The sequence below is a fragment of the Dysgonomonas reticulitermitis genome, assembly GCF_054601275.1.
The window spans coordinates 103,752-127,648 of sequence record NZ_BAAHWU010000001.1; the positions used below are offsets into that span (position 1 = coordinate 103,752).

A 23,897-nucleotide genomic window follows, 5' to 3' on the forward strand; every position below is an offset into this window, starting at 1 on the left:
AAAAAGCTATAAGCTATCGGCTAAAAGCTAATGGCTAACCTCTGCGTATTATAGTTTGATTAAGCGCCATCGCCATGCGTTCGGCTGTAGTCATTTCGCTAACAGGCTTTTGGATATTGAGTTGCACGGCAGGACGGGCCGACGGCGTGCGGCGACGCATTTCTTCCACCTGTCCTTTGGTGTCTTCGAGCATCGATTGCGCTTCGCCTAATGACTGAGTAAGCAGGTCGATAGTTTGTTGCATCTCTGCGATTTTAGCTTTCAGAGCTTCGGATGTTTTAGGATCGAAATTCGAAGCCAGTTTTTGCTTGCGGTTGCGTCTCATGGCTTGCGGAGCTTTGGTTTCCTCGGGTTTGGTCTTGTCTTCCGACGGTTCGCGCGTTTCCACAAACTGCCCCTGCTCGTCTACTACCAAGAGGTTTCCATTAGCCAGCTTGTGTTCCCCTGCCGGCATCTGTTCGCCTTCGAGCGTAACGAATCCGTCTTCGTCCACATAGGCTTCTTTGCCGTCGACCAGCACGAACACCACATAAGGGATACCGCTTGCCGTAGCATCGGCAGAGGTGACAGTATCGAGGTCGAGAAGAAACCTCGATATCCGCCCCAGCAATGTAGATTCTTTTCTTTTTTTCTTGTTCATAATTAGTTGTTTATTTGATTTTGACATGGCAAGCTCCTGACTGAAGAAGCCCTCGAGCGAAAAGCCTTTGACATGGCCGGTCATTACCTGGCTGTCCCAATAGGCTTTATCATCGATCTTGTAACTGCACATTAGCGTACCTTTGGGCAGGTTGGCAAATCCCAGCGCATTGGCTTTGTCGTTGCGGGGGTCTTCCACAATCCAGAGTTCTGTCAAATAATTTCCGGTGAGAGGGGTGCTGTGCTGATGTGTCGTATTTTGCAGGGCTACACCTGTGCGCATCATTTTGCGGGCAATTTTTTCTATCTGTTCGGCCGAAAAGCGGATGTAATAGTCTCCCAGCTTTTCGCTGCGGCGATAGATCAGTTGTTCGGGTTTGAGGATAACGCCCGTAAGCACTTGTTTCTGCGTGTCTTTGTTAAGGTACACTTCTTCTTTGCCTTTGCCGAGGGCAACGAAATCGACCTCGTTGGCAGGCTGGTCTACAAACGAAATAGCCCAAACGCCTGTTTCGTCGTTCTCGTTTTCGTCTATCAGTAAGTTGTAAACAGGAATCTTCATATTGGTAGCGGTTATTTTCACTTATAGATAATTGCAGGAAAGAAAAATGCAATTTCAGTCAACAGTGAATAATTAATACCGCATCATTCGTCATTGCATTATGTTCGCAATGACGAGGAGATAATAATGAGTAAACAAAGAGTAAAAACTTTTAGCTTAGCACGTTGTTAATAAAATTCAATTACTTTATCTATTATAAAAATATCCGTGAAAAAATCACGGATGATAAAAATAATTGTATATTTGTTGAATATTAAGCAAAAAACCGCCAAGCTATGTTATTACGACTAAAAGTAAAGAATTTCCTTTCTTTTTATAAGGAAACAGAATTCAACATGTTTCCTAATCCAAAGCGTACAACTCTATCCGACCATATTTATACAGATATGGAAGTGCCTTTGTTGAAGCAGGCGGCAATATACGGCCCGAATGCTGCCGGAAAATCTAATTTGCTTAAGGCTATTGGTTTTATTGTTGGTTTTGCGAAAAAAGAAAACTATCTAACCGCAGAAATAGAATCAAAAAAAATTAAAGACTTTAAATTTGCACTTGTCAAAGAGAATACAGACCCCATTTCTATATCCATAGAATTCGAAAACGAAGGCAGATACTTTATATATGAAATAGAAGTAGATGAAGATATTGTAAAAAAGGAAGCTTTATATATTTCAGGAATTGGTAATTCAGAAAATCAGTTATTATTTCTGAGAAAGTGTAAAGAAATAAAATTATCAGAAAAGCTTGACGAAAAGTTTAGAATAGCTACGAATAAACTTATAGAAGACAACCCTCTATCTTCAATACTGTCTCTTAATAATAGATTTCCCATTATCGATAACGAAGATGTGAAGATTGCATATAAATGGTTCTCTAAAAAAATTGAGATTCTATCAACATCAAGTTTTATACCGCAATTGTTCAGTCTTTTAGCTAAAAACGACATGAAACTCCTTCATTTCACAAATAATATCGCGACAAAATTAAGCTTGGGAATCGGAGCTTTAATAATTGAAGAAGATAACCTTTTAGATTTATTGGCTAAAGATCCGGATTATTATAATTATATAAACGAGATAGTAAAAAAAACATTTAAAGATAAGGATACAGGGAGAGTATCTTTGGGCTCGTATAATAAACCTTCTATAAACATAGAAAAGGTCGATAATAAATTCCTTGTAAAAAAATTATTATTTGAACAATATGGCATAGATGGTTTTATCGGAAAATTAGCTTTTGATGATCAATCGGATGGCACAATTCGGCTTTTAATGTTAATTCCGGCATTATATGAAATGATTAATTCTAACAAAGTTTATTTTATTGATGAAATAGAACACAGCATCCATCCGGCTTTAATCTATAAGTTGCTTGAGTACTTCTCTAAAACAAAAACAAAAGGACAACTGATATTTACTACTCACGAAACGGAACTGTTAAATCAAAAGAAACAGCCGAAAGAAAAAGATACTGAAAAAGAATATACAGACAAACTGTTTCGTGCTGATGAAATCTGGCTTACAGAAAAACATAACGGAAATACTACGCTTTATTCATTAAATGACTTCAAAGAGCATAACACAATAAATATAAGAAACGGTTATATGGACGGAAGGTATGGAGGTATACCCGATATCGAAGAATTGATAGAAGAATAACCTCTAAACCTTACTTGCCATGAGTGATGAAAAGAAAAACAGTTACATAAAAGAAGGCGGCTTTAGGGAGATAAAAAAATCGAAGCCGACGACTAAAACAAAAGAAGTTCCTGCAAAACCTGCTCAACTGATACCGGAAGCAAGAGATGGATATTCAAAGCCAGAAAAGAATTTCAGTTCGTCTCTGTTTATCATTATTTCGGGAGGTGAAGAAAAAGAAAAGAAATATTTTAAAAAGTTGAAGTATGATTCAAGAACTCATTTCCCAAGAATAGATGCTAGATTCTTTTCTAAAAAAGGTCAGGGACTTGATCCTGAACAAATGCTCGAAAAAGCAAAAAATGTACAAAGTGGATTACAAGAGATTGTTAAGTCTGATAAATTTTATCTGGTTTCTGATGTAGATCATTTTAGAGCTAAGCTTTTAACGATAATACCAAAATGTAAGGAGCAAAACTTTAATCTAATTATTAGTAATTTCTGCTTTGAAGTATGGCTATACTATTCATGCTTCGATTGTAAACCAACAGACTTTGTGAAACCTAAAGAACCGGATAAATGCAGTGGAGCGTGTAAAGAGTATGTCCACAACAAATATAAAACCGGAATAACTCCGCATAGAGCTTTTTTGTATATTGAAGAAGCTATTGTAAATTCAGAAAAAAACTATACAGAAGATAAAGATGGTATTCCATCCGAATTTTCTTCTCAAATGCATATTTTAGCAAAAGAAATATTGCCTCTTATAAAAGAAGAGCTGTCAGAATATAGAAAGAAAGTACAAGAGGTAGCAGAAAGGCATAAAAACTCTAAGCCTAAAGATGCTGAAATACTCTAAACTGTCAATGACGAAACCTTTTTCTTACCCCCTCTTCAAAAACCTCTTCGTCAAATACCTCCGTACCGGCACATCATAAAACTTCAGGCAGATATAAGCTAAAACGATGCTTCCGGCAACAACTGCCGCCGCACCGGGAAATGATTCCTCGAATGTAAGATCATTATTCTTCACCCAGGCAAAATACAGGTAGATGAAAGGGTAATGTACCATATACAAAGGATAGGAAATATCCCCTAAAAACTTGCATATACGGGTTGTGTACCGATCGGTACATTTTCCCGAAGCTCCCAAATAGACAAGAAGCGGAAAAAACGCGACAACACACAACGTATCATAGATTCCGTTCATCCACAAATGACCGGCTCCACCTATGCGCGGTACAGCCAGAAGGGCAACCACAGCCAGAGTGCATATCCAAAAAGCGCCCCTTATATCAGCAGGTTTGAAAACGCGGGAAAGGAGCAATCCGGCCGAAAAAGAAAACAATAAGCGCAGCGATCCTCCTGTAAATTCTGTTCCGGTAAGCGAAAATCCGACACAAATATCACCCAAAGGCCCCAATATGGCAAATGACGCCAAGCCGCATCCGGTAGCAAAAACCAACAAGGCAAGCGCTTTGGTCGGTAGCTTGCGAATGAACAAGGCATACAGGATATTAGCAATATATTCGAAGAACAAAGACCAGCTTGGCCCATTCAGGGGAAACATTTCTCCTACACCCCGGACTTCTGTTCCGACAGTAGCCGGTATCAACAGCATGCTGAGAAATGTAGCGACAAACAACGCCATGACAGGCACTAACGACACATCCCATACCGGGCAGCCCTGAGTATAGAACATCACTGCCCCGATAATGGCTCCCATCACAACCATCGGATGAAGGCGTATGATACGGCGTTTGATGAAGTCCTTTATTTTCATTTTGCCCCAACGATCGTCATAAGCGTAACCGACAACGAATCCTGACAGTATAAAGAAAAAATCGACAGCCAAATAACCATGATTGATGCGTTGGTCCAAATGGCTGGTCGCAAAAGCTTCAAACAGGTGAAAACATACAACTGTGATAGCAGCCACCCCGCGCAATCCATCAAGTATCCCGTAATGTGGTTTGGTATCGGCAAATGCAGCCATAGGGATTTGTGTTTTCGACATAAGATCTGTTTCTATTTTTAATATTCCGGTCTTTCAAAAAGGAAGTTGCAAAAATAAGAAAAATCTTGGGATAGAGAATGATAATTGCCTGATAACATCCGGGCAAACGAAAATCAGTTCATCTGGATTGCTTCACTCCGTTCGCAATGACGGAGTACAAAGTTAAATAAGAAATCAAATACTTCCACTTTGTAATTTGTTTCATATATTTACGTTGTTTTTAATAACAAAATACTTACTTTAACATAAAGATCATGAAACAAACATTAAAACTGTTCCTATTCCTCTTGATGGCAACTTCGCTTAACGCGCAAAAAAACGTAAATATCGATAGCCACAGATTCAGACTCAGTTACCGAAGTTTTCCGGATAAAGCCCAAACTCCAAAGTTTTTCTATTACAGCAAACTAATCAATATGCCGGGAGAAACTCAGGAATCGTTAAGTAATATAGATGACCTGTATGATGCTTTGCAGATACAAGGTCAACGATTTGTCACAGACAATAAAGACAGCGATTTTTCTATTACAGTAAATCTGTTGCCGGTATCTTTCTCTGTTCCTGAGGTAAACGAGCGCGTAGAAGAAATAAAAGACAGAGATGGGAAGATTACCGGACGCAACCACTATTACAGTGTTATTGTTTCGTACTCTTTCAATGCAAATGCTCTATTTAAGCAGGGTGACAAACTAATTATCAACCAGCCGGTATTTAATAAGTTTGCCAGTAGCCTGAAATACCAGACTAAAGAATACTCGACATTGAAAGACGCAAATAATAACTGGAAATTGCAAAGAGATGATGTCTTTGAAAAAATAAGAAGTGACCTTGCCTTTGAAGCGATAAAAAACGCAACCTTTACATTTTCACGTCTATATGGATTTGCTGAATCGACATCGTCGGAAATGATAAAGACTATAAATGAGAAAAAACATCCTGAAAATGAGAAACTCAGGGAAATGGCCGACAACCTGAAATCGAAATTAGAATCGATGAATCCCAACAGTGGGCTTACCGAAGCCGATGTAGAAGAAGAGCTGAATTACTTCAAAGAACTGCCTAAAAGATATACCGACCCTAAGCTGAAAGCAGATGTTAAACTCCGCTATGTAGGATATTACAATGTAGCCAAAATATATTTCTATTTAGATCAACCTGAAAAAGTAGCAGAATATGCCGACTTGCTTTTCGCAAACGACCACGACAAAAATGATGGTAAGAAAATGAAGGAAGAAGCAGCGAAACTGATCGAGTCATTCAATGCCATGGATATAAAGACAAGGCATTTCAACACCGATAATTATTTTGTGGATTAAAAACAATTCCTTTCTAATTAGATATAAAACAGTCTCTCGATGTTAAGAGGCTGTTTTTTTTCGTCATTGCAAACGCCAAAAAAATTTCCTTGTGAATTTAAACCATCGGATGAAAAGGATAGTCTATATTTGTAAAGCGCCTCTCTTAATCTCCACAAAGGGGAGAAACAGGACTAAAAGCGAACGATTATGAATGTAATCTTTTCATATATAAAGGCAAAACTTCCCCTATGGGGGGCGGGGGGCTTACTGATCCTTTGCATTGGTTTATCCGCCTGTGGAGACGATAACCCGTACACGCCCGACCCGACTCCGCCGACGCCAACACCAAACCCTAATCCACCGACACCGAAGGAAAATATCGTCTTTACCCTCGATGGCAACCTCATCCGTGCGGGAAAGGGGACGACAGGCGATGCGGTCTTTAATATCGATGGGGACTATATCCGTGCGGGAAGCAGCAAATCGGGTGACATTGTTTTTAACCTGGACGATAAGCTGATACGTGCAGGAAGCAGCAAGACCGGCGACGTGGTCTTTAATATCGACAACAACTACCTGCGGGCGGGCGCTTCCGCCACAGGTGATATTGTCTATAATGTGGATGGAGAGTATGTAAGAGGGGGAAAGGATACAACCAGTCATTTAATTGCGACCATCTATAAATATAATGATGATGAATGGTATATCTGTGCAGGTAGCAGGACTTATGGAACTACGGTATATACCATTTATAAATATAATGATGATGAATGGTATATCTGTGCAGGCAACAGAACTTATGGGACTACGGTATATACCATTTATAAATATAATGATGATAAATGGTATATCTGTGCAGGTAACAGAACTTATGGAACTACAGTATATACCATTTATAAGTATAATGATGATAGATGGTGCATATATGCAGGCGATAACATATATTAAAAGCATGAAATAACCATGCTTCAGGTTACACTCCTGCCCAACTATCTATGCTAACCATACTATCCTGCACACGGTATATATCGGATACGGCCACACGAGGCTCGATGCGGATAGATTGTATAGCTTGCACTAGTGTATCCTCCTTGCTGGCGCGGACATTTTGTCCGTGTCTTGTTCGAAGAGCAATCGTTCTTTTTGCTGCGCAACACACAGACGGGACGTCTGCGCGAGCGAAGCAATCCGGAAGAAAGAACCACAAAACGCCAAAAAATTTCCTTGTGAATTTAAACCATCGGATGAAAAGGATAGTCTATATTTGTAAAGCGCCCCTCTTAATCTCTCCACAAAGGGGAGAAACAGGACTAAAAGCGAACGATTATGAATGTAATCTTTTCATATATAAAGGCAAAACTTCCCCTATGGGGGGCGGGGGGCTTACTGATCCTTTGCATTGGTTTATCCGCCTGCGGAGACGATAACCCGTACACGCCCGAACCGACTCCGCCGACGCCAACACCAAACCCTAATCCACCGACACCGAAGGAAAATATCGTCTTTACCCTCGATGGCAACCTCATCCGTGCGGGAAAGGGGACGACAGGCGATGCGGTTTTTAATATCGATGGGGACTATATCCGTGCGGGAAGCAGCAAAACCGGGGATATTGTCTTTAACCTGGACGACAAACTGATACGTGCCGGCAGCAGCAAGACAGGCTACGTGGTCTTCAACATAGACAACAACTACCTGCGGGCGGGCGCTTCCGCCACAGGTGATATTGTCTATAATGTGGATGGAGAGTATGTAAGAGTCGGGAAGGGTACGATGACTACTCAATTATATAATATGGAATTTATAAATTGGTCTGATGGCTTACATTCAGGTGAAATATATGCAGGAAGCACTTTGTTATATAGAATGGAATTTATAAATTGGTCTGATGGCTTACATTCAGGTAAAATATATGCAGGAAACACTTTGTTATATAGAATGGAATTTGTGAATTGGTCTGATGGCTTACATTCAGGTAAAGTATATAGAGAATAGCTGGGTACTATCGCCCCAGCTAAATAACTCTTACACTCCTGCCCAACCATCTACACTTACCATGCTATCCTGCACACGGTATATATCGGATACGGCCACACGAGGCTCGATGCGAATAGATTGTATAGCTTGCACTAGTGTATCCTCCTTGCTGGCGCGGACATTTTGTCCGTGTCTTGTTCGAAGAGCAATCGTTCTTTTTGCTGCGCAACACACAGACGGGACGTCTGCGCGAGCGAAGCAATCCGGAAGAAAGAACCACAAAACGCCAAAAAATTTCCTTGTGAATTTAAACCATCGGATGAAAAGGATAGTCTATATTTGTAAAGCGCCCCTCTTAATCTCCACAAAGGGGAGAAACAGGACTAAAAGCGAACGAGTATGAATGTAATCTTTTCATATATAAAGGCTAAACTTCCCCTATGGGGGGCGGGGGGCTTACTGATCCTTTGCATTGGTTTATCCGCCTGTGGCGACGATAACCCGTACACGCCCGAACCGACTCCGCCGACGCCAATACCAAACCCTAATCCACCGACACCGAAGGAAAATATCGTCTTTACCCTCGATGGCAACCTCATACGTGCGGGAAAGGGGACGACAGGCGATGCGGTCTTTAATATCGATGGGGACTATATCCGTGCGGGGAGCAGCAAATCGGGTGACATTGTTTTTAACCTGGACGATAAGCTGATACGTGCCGGAAGCAGCAAGGCCGGCGATGTGGTCTTCAACATAGACAACAACTACCTGCGGGCGGGCGCTTCCGCCACAGGTGATATTGTCTATAATGTGGATGGAGAGTATGTAAGAGGGGGAAAGGGGAAAGGAACCACTAAATTATATGACCTCTATTTCAGTTCTTTCTCAGGAAACTTGCTCAATGGTACTGTATATGCAGGAACCACTAAATTATATGACCTCTATTTCAGTTCTTTCTCAGGAAACTTGCTCAATGGTACTGTATATGCAGGAAATACTAAATTATATGACCTCTACTTCAGTTCTTTCTCAGGAAACTTGCTTAATGGTACTGTATATGCAGGAAATACTAAATTATATGACCTCTATTTTAGTTCTTTCTCAGGAGACTTGCTCAATGGGACTGTATACGCAGGAAATACTAAATTATATGACCTCTATTTTAGTTCTTTCTCAGGAGACTTACTCAATGGGACTGCATATCTATGATAAAAGATTCTTAGTAAAATTAGCTTCAAACGCCTGCCCAACCATCAACGCTAACCATACTATCCTGCACACGGTATATATCGGATACGGCCACACGAGGCTCGATGCGAATAGATTGTATAGCTTGCACTAGTGTTTCATTATCGATATTCGCTGTCGGTTCTGCGATGGGTAGCTGTCCGCCGTTTTGCATCATGCGACTAAAAGCCGGTTCAAATCCTCGGGATGAGCGGGCAAAGAAAGAATCGAGATCGGCAGGTTTCAGTTCTCTGCGTTCAGAATTTATATAACGTACCAATCGTAAATTCTTGCTGGTAGATTCACGGTTAACCACATACTCTCCGCCCTCTACTTCCATATTTGTGCCCTCGATGCGCATACCGCCCTGCGCATGTCGCTTTCCACGGAGGAGACCGCCATCTGCGAATTTGGCAAGCTGCTTGGTCATAATTCCTATTTGCACAGCTCCGGCAGCACCTACTATGGCTGCCAGTGCAATATTGAAAGGAAAAGGGTATGCACCAAGCGTTTTAGTTACCCCCTGAGCAACACTTGCCGTAGAATCTGCTATATTCTTCATTAGTGCAACTTTACGGTTTAGTTTATCTATTTTTTCTTGTTCGGCTTCTTTCTTAGCTTTCTTTGCTCGTAGTTCACGCTCTTTCCTTTCTATCTCTTGTTTTTCACTAAGCATTCCATCATAGGTCTTCTGCTCCTCATCTTTCCGTTTCTTCCCTTGCTGGCGCGGACATTTTGTCCGTGTCTTGTTCGAAGAGCAATCGTTCTTTTTGCTGCGCAACACACAGACGGGACGTCTGCGCGAGCGAAGTAATTTACCAAATCCATCTATGTTATCTTTGATCTGAGGAGCTAACCCTTTAAAAAAATTAGTCCCATCCTGCATAAGATTATTAAATTCACTAATTATAGGAATACCTTTTTTTGCTTGTATCGGGATTTCATCGATAGTATCTTTAAGCGCTTTGTAATTCTTTACACCATCTGTCAGTTCTTTATTAAACTTGTCTAATCCTCTTGATTGTACATCAATTATAAATCCTTTTTTCTTCGGGTCTTGCATAGCGTTTTATTGTATAGATAAACAACTTCAAATTTGGTTTAATAAAAAAAGCCCGAAAAAAATCGGGCTTTTAAATATCATGAAAACTTATTTTTAAATATAGCACTTAAGTACCTCAGACTTGTATAATTGTAATGCATCGTATCAGTCACGTGAGTAAGATCTTTATCTAAAAGAAAGAAAACGTTATATTTCTGACCTTTTGCTTTATAGGTATGGAGAACAGAGTAACCCAAAAATTGTTTGCTGTTTTTTAATGAATGATGCCTATACATAGCTTCTGCATACATTTTCTTATAGACTTTGATCTTTTCCTCCAACTCTACAATTCCTTTCAGTCTAGAATTATTTATCCAATCATATGAGGCTGTCTTATTTTCCTCATATATTTCTCTATAGCTATCTAATTGTTTTTGCGAATGGCGAATTAGTACAGGAGCAGCTTCTATTTCTTTTTTAAAAAACTCTATCTCTTCGATTGTTTTTCTCGAATAATTTAATGTATCAAGATATGATATATCTATGGTTTCATAACTATCTCCGTAAGAATGTTTCATCCAGTCTTTTACAACCTTTTCTGCTTTTTCCTGAGGGCTTTTGTACCAAAGTTTGTAGCCAATTAGTGCAACCAAGATAGCCAACACAATGTAGTTCTTTTTCATAGTCTGCTATTATTATCTTCGAGCCATAAAGATAAACTTAAAATCAAGACAATTTAATATTTCCTGTCTTTAGTTTTTAACAAAATCCCTTGCTGGCGCGGACATTTTGTCCGTGTCTTGTTCGAAGAGCAATCGTTCTTTTTGCTACCAACACACAGACGAGACGTCTGCGCGAGCGGGAGCCTCTATTTTCAATTTCATAGTTTTTTCTGCCATAATACTTTTTATCTTATAGATAAAGAATTATTAATCCGATAATTTAAACCAGATATTAGTTTTTTAGTCTTATCTTTATATAAAGAATAATATTAAATACTATGAAAAGATATTTATTGATAATTGGATTATTACTTCTCAGTATTGTTTCTATTAATTGCCAAGAAAATTCCTCCGATAAAAGTCTGTTTAATAATATTTTTGAAGTATTTGAAGGCAGAGGAGTAGCAGCTCCGGTTTACACCATTAGACCTGACAGAGAGAACTTTGAAGTATTTGAAGGTAGAGGAGTAGCAGCTCCGGTTTACACCATTAGACCTGACAGAGAGAACTTTGAAGTATTTGAAGGTAGAGGAGTAGCAGCTCCGGTTTACACCATTAGACCGGACAGAGAGAACTTTGAAATATTTGAAGGCAGAGGAGTAGCAGCTCCAGTTTACACGATTAGACCTGACGGAGAGAATTTTGAAGTATTTGAAGGCAGAGGAGTAGCAGCTCCGGTTTACACGATTAGACCTAAATAGCCCCCTTGCTGGCGCGGACATTTTGTCCGTGTCTTGTTCGAAGAGCAATCGTTCTTTTTGCTACCAACACACAGACGAGACGTCTGCGCGAGCGGGGTTCTTCATGTCTGCCATAATGTGTTTTATATTATAGATAAAGAAATTGTTTTCCGATTAAACTATTCAAAGATTAAAAAGTCTTATATTTATAAGCATAATAACACCAAATTATGAGATACATTATTCCGTTTTTTCTCCTATTGACTTTGCTGTTCACTGTCAATTGCGTGGGTGATGATGATATTTATAATTCGTCTTCCGGTACTAGAACCATTTATAGGATAAAGCTATATGGGGATACTTACTATGTAGAAGATTATTCTTCCAATAAAACGATTTATCAGATAAAACTGTATGGAGATACTTACTATGTTGATGATGATTCTTCCGGTAAAACCATTTATAGGATAAAGCTGTATGGAGATACTTACTATGTTGAGGAGTATTCCTCGGGTAAAACCATTTATAGGATAAAGCTGTATGGAGATACTTACTATGTTGAGGAGTATTCTTCGGGTAAAACCATTTATAGGATAAAGCTGTATGGAGATACTTACTATGTCGAGGAATATTAAATTCCGGATTTAATCCCTTGCTGGCGCGGACATTTTGTCCGTGTCTTGTTCGAAGAGCAATCGTTCTTTTTGCTACCAACACACAGACGAGACGTCTGCGCGAGCGGGGAAAAGAATTATTAATCCGGTAATTTAAACCATACGTTAATTTTTTAGTCTTATCTTTATAAACTTAATAACACCAAACTATGAGACACATTATCCGTTTTTTTTTCATGTTGACACTGTTATTTACTGTCAATTGTCTGGGTGATAATATTTATAAATCATCTTCCGGTAGTAGAACCATTTATCAGATAAAGCTGTATGGAGATACTTACGATGTTAAGGATTATTCTTCCAATAAAACGATTTATCAGATAAAGCTGTACGGAGATACTTACTATGTTAAGGATTATTCTTCCAATAAAACGATTTATCTGATAAAGCTGTATGGAGATACTTACGATGTTAAGGATTATTCTTCCAATAAAACGATTTATCAGATAAAGCTGTACGGAGATACTTACTATGTTAAGGATTATTCTTCCAATAAAACGATTTATCAAATAAAGCTGTATGGAGATACTTACGATGTTAAGGATTATTCTTCCAATAAAACGATTTATCAAATAAAGTAATATGGAGACAGTTACCCCCCGCTACCGCACGATTGCATCGTGTGGCGATTAAATAAGCCACGCGAAAGATTCGCGCGGTAGCGAAGAGCGAAAGAATATCACTTAGCGTTGTAAATATCGGAATACCGGTACTTCATTTCGAGGCGGAAAAGCTCGTCCTTCGAATTGGGTTTTATCGTCAGGTCGTCCACAATCACGTATCGTTTTGTGGATAGTTCGTACACAGCTTTCGAGGCGCTCAGTTCGCGCAGCCACTCTGTCACCTCGCGGGTAATGGGCATGGTCTGCACCGAGAATTGCTCTTCCACATCCTTACTGAATACGGCTTCCAACTCGCTGCTGACAGTCTTGTCGGGCGTATGCGTTTTGAAGATGGTGTTGGTCTTCGTCTTAAATTCCGATTGGTCTGTCCCCGCGAAGTTGAAACTGCTCCATCCTCCCAGCGAATTGAGGAACGCAAAGTCGTTGACCTTGTGCAAACACGATGGCAGTATCCTGAACCGCAACGGCTCGGTCACTGCAATGTAATTGTCCTCGTCGGGCAGCGAGCGCGACAGGCAGGCTTCCACCCGTCCGGCATTCGGATATTCGCTTATTGCCCCGTCGATGTCCAGGCGGATGGTATTCACGGCATGGAAGAGGTGCTTCGGTTGGGTGTGCATCACCTTTTCGGCAAGGAAACGTCCCGACTGGCTGAGGATACGGTACGTAATGGCAAGATTTCCCCCTGCCTCGTTGTCGTGACCGGCATCGGAAAGCAGGAAGTTGAAATACTGTGTCTGCCCTTTGATGTGAAACAGCGCGGGCTGGTTCGTAAGCGGTTTTGCTTTCGTATCTTCCGAGGTGTCGTAAACATAGGCCGACAGGTCGTTCGTTTCAAGATTGCGTCGATAGCCGCTGACAAGGTATAATACATCGGAATAGTAAAAGAGCGAATTTTCGTAATGGGTTCTGGTCGATATCAGTCTTTTAGCCGCGAACCGGAAATCGCGGACTGTACCGGTATCGAACCACAGGTGTTCTTCGTTCAGGAACCGGCGTGAATAATCTTTACTCTCCAGTATATTGACATTGAACCACAGAGGATTATTGGCATAAGACTTGGTCAGGGTAGTGGCAAGCGAGCCCATATTTTCGCCATCAGGCATACTGTCCGTTCCGGGAAATACGCCTGTGTCTTTATACAGTTCCAAATGCAATTCCACGGGGCTATGGCCCTCGGAGAAGGAATCTGAATCGGCAACAGTGGAAGGATCACCTGAAAGCGAAAAAAAACGTTCGTTCCCTTTAACCGTAAATGCATACTTCTTACCTCCGCCTTTCGACTTGAGATGAAGGGATTCTCCCAATGATAAAGCTCCGTGAGAATCCTTGATGAGAGATTGGTTCAATTCAAAATTATCTCTTATAAATTCATTTTGCATCAGGCAGTTTTTGAGGCTTTCAACCGTTTTCTCCCTGTAATATTGCCATCCGGCGGCATATTGGCTTATAGTACCTATGTAAAACACTCCCGGCCCGATTTTGTCAAGGTCGGACGTTCCCTCAAATTTATGTTCTGTCCCTGTATTTTCTTCTATTATGGAAAACGCGGATACGTTCTCATATATTTTTATACCGTGCACGTCGCTCCTGATGAATGTATAGCCGCAATTATAGAAATTCAGGTCAATATCTATCAGAGTTTGTGCATTCTCCATTGCCTCGAACTCTGCAAAATTCGGATTGGAGGACAGAGAAAATTTGGCAGGTCCGGTTACTTTGGCTATATCTTTAAGTTCTTCTATAAAATATCCCATGATTGTTTAATTTGAAAATGAGTTAATTTGAAAATTTGCCAATTTGCAAATTCGAAAATGGCGCAAAGCGATAAAAGTTAATTTGCTAATTTGCTAATTTAAAAACGTTCGTCATTGCTTCGAATAGTTTGTCGTACCACTCGTTTTCGAAGCTGTTTTCTATTTCGCGTTCGAGGGTTGCCAGCACAGGACGGCCTTCTATGCCGTCGCGTTTGATGGCATTGGCTATGGCAAAGAGCGTACTGTTATCGGTGGAAATGCCACGCGACTGCGCCCACTCTTTCAATGCGCTGATGGGCGGCATCTTACCCGGACGGCGGCCTTTTTCGATGTAGTCGATGTAGTTGTTGAATAAAAGCTCTATCACCACATTGTCGCCATTGTTGCCGAAGCTGATACGGGAACCCACATCTTTTACCAGAGCGCTGTCCTTCAGGGTGTTTCTTCCCGTTTTGCTGTTCACCCCGGCACTGTCGTTATCGAGGACAAACTGAGCCAGGGCCATCATGTCGCGGCTTATCTCTTCGATTACTTTTAACACATGATCATTCATATGATAATAATTTTGATTTTAATTGCCATATGGAACTCGCGTGATTTTTATTATCATGGACTTTAGTGATTTGACAAAAATCATGCTTCGTTTCATTTTCTTGTTTTTAGATCAAATACAGGAAACTTGTCTGTAAACACTTCGCAGGTGTTGGCAGGAGAAATGTCGAAGCTTCTCAGTGGGTTTGCTTCTTCAAACCGCTTGCCGGCATCGAATTGTTCGTCTATCAGGCACAAATTTTGCATGTTGGCTTGCGTCATATTGACGGAAAAACGGCATCCGCAGGCATTATCGTCGTAGTAGTTGCTCAGCGTCAAATAATTCCAGTCGGGTTGTATGCTGACGCCCAGTTCATTGCCGTGTTTCTTTATCCGTTCGATGATATTCAGCCCAACGGAAAAAGCAAGGCTCTGCAACTCCGCGACCGTGTGTTCCTTGCCGGGCAAAAAAAGAATAGAAAAATTAACCGAATTGGAGAATACATTGCCCCGGTTATACCCTGTCAAAGGATCTTCGAGCCACAAGAGAGGATAAAAGTCTTTGCCGCTACCGAGTTCGTAGTTACGTTCGTAATAAAAGGCTTTCAGCGATTTGTGCTGTTGTGCCTGTGTGTAAAAAATGTCGATTATACTGTTTATCATAATTAATTAATTTGAAAATTCGTCAATTAGCAAATTTGAAAATAACGACTTTGCCGCTTCGCGCAATTATCAAATTTTCAAATTATCAAATTGGCTAATTGGCATAGAATAGATAAACTTTTACAATCTTCATGAAAACAGTAAAAATGATGTAACATTTTTCGGATTGATACGTTATATAATTATTGGACATTTAAAAAAGTAACGTTATGAAAAAAGTAGTTAGTCTTTTTATTATTTCATTATTCAGCTTGTCTGTATTTTCACAAACTCCCGGCAAAACAATTCTGGACGATATACAAAAACTATATAATGCCGCAGGTGCTGCCGCAGGGAATAAGGATTATAAAAAAGCTATCGTTATTTACGACTCGCTGATCAGCTACTACAACCATCTGCCGGACAAGGATAAGGGAGCAGTTTCTCCTTTCCTCGGTTCGGTTTATTATAATAACGCTTGCTCCCACAGCCTTTTGAACAATAGCGAAAAAGCATTGGATAACTTCGAAAAAGCAATAGAATATAAATGGAACGACTACGCACATACGCTTCAAGATTCTGATCTGGATAACATCCGGAACGAAAAACGGTTTAAAGACGCGATACTGGAACTGAAAAAGATAGGGGATTTTACGCAAGTGCTAAAAGATGCGAACGGCTACAGTAACGAATTACCCAAACAAAAAATAGAGTTTACATACCTTGAGGCATCCAATCCGAATCTGGTACGTGTCCGCCAACATTTCAACCTCGACAGCATTGCAGGCAAGGGTGATGAAATATCGCAGATAAAAAATCTGATGACATGGGTTCACAACCGTGTCAGGCACGATGGAAGTTCTTTCAACCCATCTTCGAGAAACGCAATCGATATAGTGAAAGTATGCGATGCTGAAAACAGGGGAGTTAACTGCCGTATGATGGCAACAATGCTCAACGAATGCTATCTGGCAATGGGTTTCAAGTCACGGTTTATCACTTGCATGCCTAAAGAATATATCTCCGATTGCCATGTTATCAACTCCGTATATTCCAAAACGCTGAACAAATGGTTATGGATGGATCCTACATTCAACGCCTATGTGAGCGACGAAAAGGGCAACCTGCTCAGTATAGCCGAAGTAAGGGAACACTTGCGCGCCGATAAGCCGTTGGTACTGAACGAAGATGCCAACTGGAACAATCAGAGTAAGCAGACAAAGGAGTATTATCTGGATTCGTATATGGCTAAAAACCTTTACTGGCTGACGTCTCCTCTACATAACGGGTATAATGTAGAGACAGCCGGAACTACCAATGGTTATCTTAACTTATATCCTGTGGGTTACACGCCCGATCCTGTCAGGAACGATTATAGTACGACAAATGATAAGGTGTTTTGGGAGGAGTGATCAATTTGATAATTTGAAAATGAGTAAATTTGAAAATGGATTTACCGCCTGCGCAATTTTCAAATTTTCAAATTGATTAATTTTCAAATCATCTCCGTATCTGTTTCTCAAACTTGTACTGGTCTTCTTCGGCACGCGACTTGTCTATGCGGTAAAGGAGGAATCCGAAAACTTCGACAACTGTTTTTTCAGTGATCGTACTAAACAGATATATCTTATCCTCTGCCAGATCGGCAATAGTTTTATACCACCCCCATTTATTACAAAAGTCTCGGTATCCCTTAGAAACCGGTTTGCCTGATCCACCACCGTTGAATAGTGGTTCAAAATCTCGTCGGATCTTCTCTTTTTGAGTAAAAAAAAACCTATCAACGGCAGCACCTTATCGCAGGTCAGGTTGCGAAACATCGTTTGCCGTTCTTCGGCCAGGTCGGAGTTGTACTTCTCACCGGCAGGACGGCAAAGTACAGCCAGCATTTCCGATAATTTGCTAATGCTTTCGCTGCCGATAATGCTTTCAATATCTACCCATTCGCCCAGGGTAAGCTTGTCCGAGAAGGATACGAAATAATCTTTGCCACCGATGCTCACTTTATTGCACGGTTCGGGCTCCGGGTCAAAAACGAAACGGATAGCTTCGGTGATAATGTCAAATACCTGTGCCGGAGCTTCGAGCAGCACATTGGCCTCTACGTTGCATACATCGGCCACAAAACGGACATATTCCTGTTTGGTCTCAGGCTTCTGCGCGTTCCATCTCTCATAATCAGCCAGTTTTACCTCATGCCAGCCTTCGGGAATAACAATTGACGTGTTCTCAAATTCAAGTTTTATCATATGTTCTAAAATTATCTAAGTAACTTATAGATAATTTGGCGGGGAAAGGATGAGGGGGGAACATCGAAATGAAATTTATCTATATAAAACGATAAAATCTCTCAAAAATACATTTTATAGATATTTTACAGAAAAAATAAATATATTACGAGATTTATTCGTTTTATTTGTAGTATAAACCTAAAATGAACAAAATTTATGTTGATTAGATTTAATGTTTCTAATTTTTTGTCGTTTGACGAAGAAACTGAATTTAACATGTTGGCAGCAAAGTCGCTGAGAACTCACAAAGAACATGTATATTCTGTAAAAAAGAACTTAGATGTTTTAAAAGCCTCTGCTATATATGGAGCAAATGGTGCAGGAAAATCGAATTTGATAAAAGCGATAAGAAACTTAAAAGAAATCGTAACTAATGGTGTGGTTTCTTCTGATATTACCAATAAAAAATTTAGAATAAAGTCTGAAAATAAAAATAAGCCTATCTATCATGAGATAGAATTTTCTATAAATAAACAGATTTATACTTATGGTATAAGTTTTGACAATGATATTGTTCTCGATGAATGGCTATATGAAACGGGTACAGCTAAGGCTAAGATGATATTTGAGAGAACTCATTCTAAAAGTAAAAAACATCCAATAATTAAGGTTGCAGACAAATACGTTCAATCGGAGAGAGCTAAAATGCGTATTTCTATAATGGAGGAAGATATTCTCAAGCAGAACCAACTGCTTATATCACAGAACAGCACTCTTAAGATTGATGAGATTAATGATGTTTTGGAATGGATTCAAAAAAAATTGATTATTATCTTTCCTAGCACAACGAATGAAAATATTGCAGCAATCTTGTACAAAAATGATATTTTCAGGAATTTTTCTGAAACGACCTTGAAATCATTTGATACAGGAATTGATGCTCTTGAACTTAAAAGCGAGCCATTGGATGAATATCTTACTAAAAGTCGAACGATAAAGATGAATGATTTAGATGGATTGAAGAAGCATCTAGATAAAGGAAAAATGGCAAAACTATCTCCTTTTAACTCTTTAACAATGGCAATAAAGGAAGAGAATAAATACATGGTTAAAAAATTCTTAATGAACCATAAAGATGTGCCTTTTGGAACAGAAGAAGAATCAGACGGAACAAGACGCTTGATAGATTTTATTCCTTTACTTTTCTCGGTTCTAAACCAAGAAATCACCTACATTATCGACGAAATAGACCGCAGCCTGCACCCATCTCTGTTGCACATACTTATCAAAAAAATAATGGATGACAATACAACTAAGGGACAATTAATATTCACAACTCACGAATCAAGCTTACTTAACTGTAAAATCTTCCGGTCAGATGAAATCTGGTTTGCTGAAAAAAACAAAACGACTCAGAGCACAGAACTATATACGCTTAACGAATTTAAACCACGCCCAGACCTCGATATAGAAAAAGGATATTTAAACGGACGTTTTGGAGCTATTCCTTTTTTATCTAAATTAGAAGATCTAAACTGGCATGAACAATGAGTGGATTCAAAGTAAGAGGATACGACAGGGAAGCCTCCGCAAAGAAAAGAGATTACAGTTTGTTTGCCATAGTATGTGAAGGTACAGTTCGTGAACCCGAATATTTTCGTCCCTTTATGAATAGTATCGACAAACTTAAGGTTGATATAATAGAGGACAAAGATGGCAAACGAGGCTCTGCTCCTAAGAAACTATTAGAACGAGCTAAAGAATATATTACAGAAGTTGGTTTGTCTGAAAAAGACGGGGACACACTCTGGTTTATTGTAGATGTCGATAAATGGCCAAGAGAGCAGCTCGAAGAACTAAATGAATATTGTTTGAATATAAAGAATTGGAATGTTGTAGTAAGTAATCCTTGCTTTGAAATATGGTTGTTGTACCATAAGCGTACAGACTTGAATACTTATGACTGCTCGTCATCGAATAAGGCCAAACAAACACTTCACACCATAGAACCGGGAGGATATTTTTATCTGGAGTATCTTCCTTTGCTCCCGGAAGCTGTAAAGAATGCGAAAGCAAAGGACACGAATAAAACACATTACATGCCTAATCCGAAAGAAACGAAAGTTTATCTTTTGGGTGAAGCCTTATTAGATAAAATGGGTAAACCAAGATTTAATATATTTGCATCTAAATTTTTACCTACTTTAAAACTTCAAATAAAGAAGAAATAAACCCAGCTTGCCCAAATTCATGCTATCACCTCTGCTTACGGCTGTTACCGACCTGATTATAAACTATTGAATTGATAAACAATAATATATGATATATTGAAATCTTCCGACCACTCCTGGTGATTAGCTCCCTTTATTTATTCCTCTACTCTGGTGCAATAAGACCATCTCTCCTTTTCATCTATAATTCCTTTATATTTCAACTTAGTTCCTTCTATTTCATATATCTGTATAGCAGGCACAAAACTAAAAGCTTTATCGTTAATTATATATTTAATCCCAATTGATTCTTTTTTATATAACCCATTTGGATAAAACACCACATTATATGCTATAAAATCTTCTGAGAAATATATCCCTCTTTCCGTATCCCAATCGAACCTCCACAACCCCTGTATCGGATTATACATTCCTTTATAAGTAGCATAATGAGGATCATTCGGATCATTCCAGTCACCGCCCCATACGAATTTCTCGGGTTCGTCATCATCACTACCACCACAAGCCGAGAAAGCAAACGATAAGCTAAGCAACAGAAATATAGACAGTATTTTCTTCATAATCGGTCTTGGTTTAGTTTTTAGTTTGTATGCTGCAAAGATAAAGTATTTTGTTTAGCAAAAGATACAAAAAGGACTTATAGTTAAGGCAACTCTCAGATTTATATTTCTCTCTGGATTGCTCCGTTCCTATTGGCTCCGCCGATTACTTCGTAATTCAGGATGACAAAGAATTACTTGCCTTTTTGGGGGTTGATATATCCAACAGGGTTTCGGGGCTTGGATTCAGTTACAACTTTCTGCTTTTTAGCCAATTCGGCAAGGGCGATGTATATTTCATCAAAAGCATTTTGGTTATCTTCACTCAGGTCATTTATCGCCCTGAGGTTTTCTTCGCTTTGTTCTTCAAGTGCTTTTACATGTTGCCAAAGGTTTTCTATCTCTTTTGATGTAGCAGCATGTTGCAGTAAATAATTCCGCACAGTGACGAAAACCCGCATAATATTGATATTTACTTCAATAGCTATATCACTATTGAGTAACCCCGAAAGCATTGCAACACCCTGTTCCGTAAAGGCATAGGGAAGATATTTATCACCTCTGTGTTTGCGGTTTGAACTCATCACAGTTTGTGACGAGTTGGAGTCATTTTGGGAACTCATCACAATTTGTGATTTCAATTTTTCCCATTCTTCTTTTTCCAATTGGAACATAAAATCAGATGGAAATCGCTTCATATTGCGCTTAACCGACTGATTTAATGTTCTTGTTTCTACCTGATACATTTCTGCCAAGTCGAAATCCAGCATTACCTTACATCCGCGTATCTCGTATATTTTGCTTTGGATGATTGAGAGTTCCATGTGTTAGTTCTATTTTTCTGTCGGACATAAAGGTAAAAATAATAGTCGGAAACGCAAGTACATTTTTCCGTCCGCTCAGACTTCCGAGTCTTATTTTCGCGCACTATCCCTAATTTCACTAAAGCCTTTCCACTAATCTTAATGTAAAATACTATCTTTATAGGAAATTTTCAGAAAAGGTAAAACCACAGAGAAACACAGAGTTTTCACAGAGTAGATATGTTTATAGAAAGAGATTTAACGGAAAGAATTTTAAGATGTGCTTATACTGTTCATACAGAACTCGGACCGGGACTTTTGGAAAGTGCCTATGAAGCATGCCTTTTTTACGAACTGCAACAAAACGGACTAATTGTAGAAAGACAAGTTGAGCTTCCTGTTGAATATAAAGGTATAGAAATAGAAGCCGGATATAGAATAGACCTGCTTATTGAAAATAAAGTTATTTTAGAACTAAAAGCTGTGGAAGAATTTAAAGACATTCACACCGCCCAACTATTGACTTACCTCAAGTTGGCAGAATGTAAAATAGGTTATTTAATAAATTTTAATGTTAAATCGCTGAGAACAGGAATTAAGAGATTTGTAATGTAAAAACTCTGTGCCTCCTCCGTGTTACTCTGTGGTTTAAAGAATAAGGCTAAAAAATAAAAACTATGAAACACCTCTATCTCATTATCCTGCTGCTGTTTGCCACTGGCTTGCAAACGGAAGCATGCACCACCGCGATCGTTTCGGGAAAATATACCGCCAACGGTCGTCCTTTGCTCTATAAACACAGGGACACAGGCTCGTTGCAAAACAAACTGATGCACTTTACCGACGGCAAATACAGCTATGTAGGCATCGTCAATAGTAGCGACAAAGATGGTAAAGAAGTCTGGGGAGGCTACAACTCGGCGGGCTTTGCCATTATGAACTCGGCTTCGTACAACATCAATCCTACCAACGAAGGGAATGAAGAGCGCGAAGGTATCGTCATGAAAATGGCTTTGCAACGTTGCGCCACGCTTGCCGACTTTGAGAAGTTGCTCGCCGGGCTGCCCAAGCCCATGCAATTGAGCGCCAACTTCGGCGTGATAGACGCACAGGGAGGCTGCGCTTACTACGAAACCAACGACATAGGCTATAAGAAATTCGATGCCAACGACCTGTCCACCGCACCGATGGGATACATTATCCGTACCAATTATTCCTTTTCGGGCGATAGGGAACGGGACATGGGGCTGAGCCGCTATCAGTCCGCTTCCGGCTTGTTTTATAAGGCATCCCTGGCAAACGGTCTGTCTTACAGGTTCTTGCTTCAGGACGTATCGCGTTGCCTTACTCACGGCATCACTGGCGTTGACCTGTACAGCATCATGCCCGAAAACGGCGATAAACCGGTATATTATCCGTTCCGCGACTTCATTCCCCGTTATTCTACCTCATCGGTTATTGTGGTGCAGGGAATAAAAGACAAAGAACCTGTGCAGCAGACTACCATGTGGACAATACTTGGCTCGCCACTGACCACTCCGGCTATACCTATATGGTTGAATGAAAATAAGATATATCCATCGACCATGCTTGCCGGCGAAACAGGCAACGCCAAAATATGTGATTGGTCATTGGAGTTAAAGAAACGATTATTCCCTATTGAAAGGGGCGAAGGCAAGGATTACATCGATCTGTCGGCACTCGTATCAAAGGACAAAGAAGGCGTTTTACAGCGGATTTCAGGCATAGAAAATCAAATTTTCGATTATTCGGAAAAGGCCATTAAAGAATGGGGCGGAAATGGCTATACAAAAGAGGATTTAAAAAGCTTTTATGAAGAAATTGGCAAGAAACTGGAGGAATATTTCAATTTGTGATATTATGTTCGCTTTTATAAATATTTACATCGGGGAAAAGCTTCGTCATTGCAAACGGAGAGAAGAATAAACTGGATTGCTTCAGGTAAACCCTCGCAATGACGAGAGAAGAGTAAGACACGTCAAAAGAAAAACAAAAGGGGACTTCGTCATTGCGAACGGAGTGAAGAATAAACTGGATTGCTTCGGGT

Annotated in this window: 26 protein-coding genes; 14 read left to right on the forward strand and 12 right to left on the reverse strand. The window is 39.8% G+C overall.

What is annotated here, in order from left to right; genetic code table 11:
• Positions 1 to 34: 34 nt before the first annotated feature.
• Entirely contained in the window at positions 35 to 1,201 is a 1,167-nt protein-coding gene (locus ACYPZI_RS00420; RefSeq protein ID WP_459597505.1) for an XkdF-like putative serine protease domain-containing protein, read from the reverse strand.
• A gap of 275 nt (positions 1,202 to 1,476) precedes the next feature.
• Here ACYPZI_RS00420 and ACYPZI_RS00425 point away from each other — a divergent pair, with 275 nt between their 5' ends.
• On the forward strand, positions 1,477 to 2,856 hold the full coding sequence (locus ACYPZI_RS00425) for an AAA family ATPase (RefSeq protein WP_459597507.1): 1,380 nt from the start codon (positions 1,477 to 1,479) through the stop codon (positions 2,854 to 2,856).
• Between the two features lie 19 nt (positions 2,857 to 2,875).
• Positions 2,876 to 3,694 (forward strand): RloB family protein, encoded by an 819-nt coding sequence (locus ACYPZI_RS00430; protein ID WP_459597509.1) that lies wholly within the window; start codon positions 2,876 to 2,878, stop codon positions 3,692 to 3,694.
• A 24-nt stretch (positions 3,695 to 3,718) separates the two neighbouring features.
• Here the strand turns inward: ACYPZI_RS00430 and ACYPZI_RS00435 are convergent, their stop codons facing one another.
• Entirely contained in the window at positions 3,719 to 4,852 is a 1,134-nt protein-coding gene (locus ACYPZI_RS00435; RefSeq protein WP_459597511.1) for an acyltransferase family protein, read from the reverse strand.
• A gap of 254 nt (positions 4,853 to 5,106) precedes the next feature.
• On the opposite strand from ACYPZI_RS00435, the gene ACYPZI_RS00440 reads away from it, so the two are divergent.
• Positions 5,107 to 6,168 carry a hypothetical protein gene (locus tag ACYPZI_RS00440; protein ID WP_459597513.1) on the forward strand — a complete coding sequence of 354 codons (1,062 nt, stop codon included), beginning with the start codon at positions 5,107 to 5,109 and terminating at the stop codon, positions 6,166 to 6,168.
• Between the two features lie 189 nt (positions 6,169 to 6,357).
• A complete protein-coding gene (locus ACYPZI_RS00445) occupies positions 6,358 to 7,098 on the forward strand; it encodes a hypothetical protein (RefSeq protein WP_459597515.1) in 741 nt (246 codons plus the stop codon).
• A 25-nt stretch (positions 7,099 to 7,123) separates the two neighbouring features.
• Here the strand turns inward: ACYPZI_RS00445 and ACYPZI_RS00450 are convergent, their stop codons facing one another.
• Complete coding sequence (locus ACYPZI_RS00450; protein ID WP_459597517.1) at positions 7,124 to 7,357, reverse strand: hypothetical protein; 234 nt, start codon at positions 7,355 to 7,357, stop codon at positions 7,124 to 7,126.
• A gap of 119 nt (positions 7,358 to 7,476) precedes the next feature.
• Here ACYPZI_RS00450 and ACYPZI_RS00455 point away from each other — a divergent pair, with 119 nt between their 5' ends.
• Positions 7,477 to 8,145 (forward strand): hypothetical protein, encoded by a 669-nt coding sequence (locus ACYPZI_RS00455; RefSeq protein ID WP_459597519.1) that lies wholly within the window; start codon positions 7,477 to 7,479, stop codon positions 8,143 to 8,145.
• Positions 8,146 to 8,175: 30 nt separating this feature from the next.
• Here the strand turns inward: ACYPZI_RS00455 and ACYPZI_RS00460 are convergent, their stop codons facing one another.
• Positions 8,176 to 8,409: a hypothetical protein gene (locus tag ACYPZI_RS00460; protein ID WP_459597521.1), complete on the reverse strand. Its 234-nt coding sequence runs from the start codon at positions 8,407 to 8,409 to the stop codon at positions 8,176 to 8,178.
• 117 nt (positions 8,410 to 8,526) lie between these two features.
• Here ACYPZI_RS00460 and ACYPZI_RS00465 point away from each other — a divergent pair, with 117 nt between their 5' ends.
• Complete coding sequence (locus tag ACYPZI_RS00465) at positions 8,527 to 9,336, forward strand: hypothetical protein (RefSeq protein WP_459597523.1); 810 nt, start codon at positions 8,527 to 8,529, stop codon at positions 9,334 to 9,336.
• Between the two features lie 25 nt (positions 9,337 to 9,361).
• Here the strand turns inward: ACYPZI_RS00465 and ACYPZI_RS00470 are convergent, their stop codons facing one another.
• Together ACYPZI_RS00470 and ACYPZI_RS00475 are read right to left on the reverse strand one after the other, a co-directional pair.
• Positions 9,362 to 10,417: a hypothetical protein gene (locus ACYPZI_RS00470; RefSeq protein ID WP_459597525.1), complete on the reverse strand. Its 1,056-nt coding sequence runs from the start codon at positions 10,415 to 10,417 to the stop codon at positions 9,362 to 9,364.
• A 77-nt stretch (positions 10,418 to 10,494) separates the two neighbouring features.
• Positions 10,495 to 11,079: a hypothetical protein gene (locus ACYPZI_RS00475; protein ID WP_459597526.1), complete on the reverse strand. Its 585-nt coding sequence runs from the start codon at positions 11,077 to 11,079 to the stop codon at positions 10,495 to 10,497.
• 317 nt (positions 11,080 to 11,396) lie between these two features.
• Between ACYPZI_RS00475 and ACYPZI_RS00480 the strand changes: the two genes are divergently transcribed.
• The 3 genes from ACYPZI_RS00480 (at position 11,397) to ACYPZI_RS00490 (ending at position 13,053) form a co-directional block, all read left to right on the forward strand.
• Positions 11,397 to 11,819, forward strand: coding sequence for a hypothetical protein (locus ACYPZI_RS00480; RefSeq protein WP_459597528.1), 423 nt, complete (start codon positions 11,397 to 11,399; stop codon positions 11,817 to 11,819).
• A gap of 209 nt (positions 11,820 to 12,028) precedes the next feature.
• Positions 12,029 to 12,433: a hypothetical protein gene (locus ACYPZI_RS00485; protein ID WP_459597530.1), complete on the forward strand. Its 405-nt coding sequence runs from the start codon at positions 12,029 to 12,031 to the stop codon at positions 12,431 to 12,433.
• Positions 12,434 to 12,621: 188 nt separating this feature from the next.
• The gene (locus tag ACYPZI_RS00490) at positions 12,622 to 13,053 is read left to right on the forward strand and encodes a hypothetical protein (RefSeq protein ID WP_459597532.1); all 432 of its coding nucleotides are present in this window, start codon (positions 12,622 to 12,624) and stop codon (positions 13,051 to 13,053) included.
• Positions 13,054 to 13,151: 98 nt separating this feature from the next.
• On the opposite strand, the gene ACYPZI_RS00495 is transcribed toward ACYPZI_RS00490, so the two are convergent.
• From ACYPZI_RS00495 to ACYPZI_RS00505, 3 genes are all read right to left on the reverse strand, one after another.
• Positions 13,152 to 14,852 carry a hypothetical protein gene (locus ACYPZI_RS00495; RefSeq protein ID WP_459597534.1) on the reverse strand — a complete coding sequence of 567 codons (1,701 nt, stop codon included), beginning with the start codon at positions 14,850 to 14,852 and terminating at the stop codon, positions 13,152 to 13,154.
• 85 nt (positions 14,853 to 14,937) lie between these two features.
• Complete coding sequence (locus ACYPZI_RS00500) at positions 14,938 to 15,357, reverse strand: hypothetical protein (RefSeq protein ID WP_459597536.1); 420 nt, start codon at positions 15,355 to 15,357, stop codon at positions 14,938 to 14,940.
• A 140-nt stretch (positions 15,358 to 15,497) separates the two neighbouring features.
• On the reverse strand, positions 15,498 to 16,046 hold the full coding sequence (locus ACYPZI_RS00505) for a hypothetical protein (protein ID WP_459597538.1): 549 nt from the start codon (positions 16,044 to 16,046) through the stop codon (positions 15,498 to 15,500).
• 209 nt (positions 16,047 to 16,255) lie between these two features.
• On the opposite strand from ACYPZI_RS00505, the gene ACYPZI_RS00510 reads away from it, so the two are divergent.
• Complete coding sequence (locus ACYPZI_RS00510; protein ID WP_459597540.1) at positions 16,256 to 17,437, forward strand: TPR end-of-group domain-containing protein; 1,182 nt, start codon at positions 16,256 to 16,258, stop codon at positions 17,435 to 17,437.
• Positions 17,438 to 17,581: 144 nt separating this feature from the next.
• On the opposite strand, the gene ACYPZI_RS00515 is transcribed toward ACYPZI_RS00510, so the two are convergent.
• On the reverse strand, positions 17,582 to 18,274 hold the full coding sequence (locus ACYPZI_RS00515) for a hypothetical protein (RefSeq protein WP_459597541.1): 693 nt from the start codon (positions 18,272 to 18,274) through the stop codon (positions 17,582 to 17,584).
• 198 nt (positions 18,275 to 18,472) lie between these two features.
• On the opposite strand from ACYPZI_RS00515, the gene ACYPZI_RS00520 reads away from it, so the two are divergent.
• Positions 18,473 to 19,807: an AAA family ATPase gene (locus tag ACYPZI_RS00520; protein ID WP_459597543.1), complete on the forward strand. Its 1,335-nt coding sequence runs from the start codon at positions 18,473 to 18,475 to the stop codon at positions 19,805 to 19,807.
• A complete protein-coding gene (locus ACYPZI_RS00525; protein WP_459597545.1) occupies positions 19,804 to 20,487 on the forward strand; it encodes an RloB family protein in 684 nt (227 codons plus the stop codon). The genes ACYPZI_RS00520 and ACYPZI_RS00525 overlap by 4 nt, the downstream gene beginning before the upstream one ends.
• A gap of 137 nt (positions 20,488 to 20,624) precedes the next feature.
• Here ACYPZI_RS00525 and ACYPZI_RS00530 read toward each other — a convergent pair whose 3' ends face one another.
• Together ACYPZI_RS00530 and ACYPZI_RS00535 are read right to left on the reverse strand one after the other, a co-directional pair.
• On the reverse strand, positions 20,625 to 21,047 hold the full coding sequence (locus ACYPZI_RS00530) for a hypothetical protein (protein WP_459597547.1): 423 nt from the start codon (positions 21,045 to 21,047) through the stop codon (positions 20,625 to 20,627).
• Positions 21,048 to 21,220: 173 nt separating this feature from the next.
• Positions 21,221 to 21,850, reverse strand: a complete 630-nt coding sequence (locus ACYPZI_RS00535) for an ORF6N domain-containing protein (RefSeq protein WP_459597549.1) — start codon at positions 21,848 to 21,850, stop codon at positions 21,221 to 21,223.
• A 219-nt stretch (positions 21,851 to 22,069) separates the two neighbouring features.
• On the opposite strand from ACYPZI_RS00535, the gene ACYPZI_RS00540 reads away from it, so the two are divergent.
• Both ACYPZI_RS00540 and ACYPZI_RS00545 read left to right on the forward strand, forming a co-directional pair.
• A complete protein-coding gene (locus ACYPZI_RS00540; RefSeq protein WP_459597551.1) occupies positions 22,070 to 22,444 on the forward strand; it encodes a GxxExxY protein in 375 nt (124 codons plus the stop codon).
• A 62-nt stretch (positions 22,445 to 22,506) separates the two neighbouring features.
• Complete coding sequence (locus ACYPZI_RS00545; protein ID WP_459597553.1) at positions 22,507 to 23,706, forward strand: C45 family peptidase; 1,200 nt, start codon at positions 22,507 to 22,509, stop codon at positions 23,704 to 23,706.
• Positions 23,707 to 23,897: the final 191 nt, after the last annotated feature.

What these genes read in the sequence shown, in the direction of transcription:
- ACYPZI_RS00515 (WP_459597541.1), bottom strand. Translation starts at nt 18,274, where the DNA reads ATGATAAAACTTGAATTTGAGAACACGTCAATTGTTATTCCCGAAGGC.
- ACYPZI_RS00535 (WP_459597549.1), bottom strand. Translation starts at nt 21,850, where the DNA reads ATGGAACTCTCAATCATCCAAAGCAAAATATACGAGATACGCGGATGT.
- ACYPZI_RS00500 (WP_459597536.1), bottom strand. Translation starts at nt 15,357, where the DNA reads ATGGCCCTGGCTCAGTTTGTCCTCGATAACGACAGTGCCGGGGTGAAC.
- ACYPZI_RS00475 (WP_459597526.1), bottom strand. Translation starts at nt 11,079, where the DNA reads ATGAAAAAGAACTACATTGTGTTGGCTATCTTGGTTGCACTAATTGGC.
- ACYPZI_RS00440 (WP_459597513.1), top strand. Translation starts at nt 5,107, where the DNA reads ATGAAACAAACATTAAAACTGTTCCTATTCCTCTTGATGGCAACTTCG.
- ACYPZI_RS00435 (WP_459597511.1), bottom strand. Translation starts at nt 4,852, where the DNA reads ATGTCGAAAACACAAATCCCTATGGCTGCATTTGCCGATACCAAACCA.
- ACYPZI_RS00510 (WP_459597540.1), top strand. Translation starts at nt 16,256, where the DNA reads ATGAAAAAAGTAGTTAGTCTTTTTATTATTTCATTATTCAGCTTGTCT.
- ACYPZI_RS00455 (WP_459597519.1), top strand. Translation starts at nt 7,477, where the DNA reads ATGAATGTAATCTTTTCATATATAAAGGCAAAACTTCCCCTATGGGGG.
- ACYPZI_RS00505 (WP_459597538.1), bottom strand. Translation starts at nt 16,046, where the DNA reads ATGATAAACAGTATAATCGACATTTTTTACACACAGGCACAACAGCAC.
- ACYPZI_RS00465 (WP_459597523.1), top strand. Translation starts at nt 8,527, where the DNA reads ATGAATGTAATCTTTTCATATATAAAGGCTAAACTTCCCCTATGGGGG.
- ACYPZI_RS00520 (WP_459597543.1), top strand. Translation starts at nt 18,473, where the DNA reads ATGTTGATTAGATTTAATGTTTCTAATTTTTTGTCGTTTGACGAAGAA.
- ACYPZI_RS00420 (WP_459597505.1), bottom strand. Translation starts at nt 1,201, where the DNA reads ATGAAGATTCCTGTTTACAACTTACTGATAGACGAAAACGAGAACGAC.
- ACYPZI_RS00545 (WP_459597553.1), top strand. Translation starts at nt 22,507, where the DNA reads ATGAAACACCTCTATCTCATTATCCTGCTGCTGTTTGCCACTGGCTTG.
- ACYPZI_RS00495 (WP_459597534.1), bottom strand. Translation starts at nt 14,852, where the DNA reads ATGGGATATTTTATAGAAGAACTTAAAGATATAGCCAAAGTAACCGGA.
- ACYPZI_RS00430 (WP_459597509.1), top strand. Translation starts at nt 2,876, where the DNA reads ATGAGTGATGAAAAGAAAAACAGTTACATAAAAGAAGGCGGCTTTAGG.
- ACYPZI_RS00485 (WP_459597530.1), top strand. Translation starts at nt 12,029, where the DNA reads ATGAGATACATTATTCCGTTTTTTCTCCTATTGACTTTGCTGTTCACT.
- ACYPZI_RS00445 (WP_459597515.1), top strand. Translation starts at nt 6,358, where the DNA reads ATGAATGTAATCTTTTCATATATAAAGGCAAAACTTCCCCTATGGGGG.
- ACYPZI_RS00530 (WP_459597547.1), bottom strand. Translation starts at nt 21,047, where the DNA reads ATGAAGAAAATACTGTCTATATTTCTGTTGCTTAGCTTATCGTTTGCT.
- ACYPZI_RS00525 (WP_459597545.1), top strand. Translation starts at nt 19,804, where the DNA reads ATGAGTGGATTCAAAGTAAGAGGATACGACAGGGAAGCCTCCGCAAAG.
- ACYPZI_RS00480 (WP_459597528.1), top strand. Translation starts at nt 11,397, where the DNA reads ATGAAAAGATATTTATTGATAATTGGATTATTACTTCTCAGTATTGTT.
- ACYPZI_RS00425 (WP_459597507.1), top strand. Translation starts at nt 1,477, where the DNA reads ATGTTATTACGACTAAAAGTAAAGAATTTCCTTTCTTTTTATAAGGAA.
- ACYPZI_RS00470 (WP_459597525.1), bottom strand. Translation starts at nt 10,417, where the DNA reads ATGCAAGACCCGAAGAAAAAAGGATTTATAATTGATGTACAATCAAGA.
- ACYPZI_RS00540 (WP_459597551.1), top strand. Translation starts at nt 22,070, where the DNA reads ATGTTTATAGAAAGAGATTTAACGGAAAGAATTTTAAGATGTGCTTAT.
- ACYPZI_RS00490 (WP_459597532.1), top strand. Translation starts at nt 12,622, where the DNA reads ATGAGACACATTATCCGTTTTTTTTTCATGTTGACACTGTTATTTACT.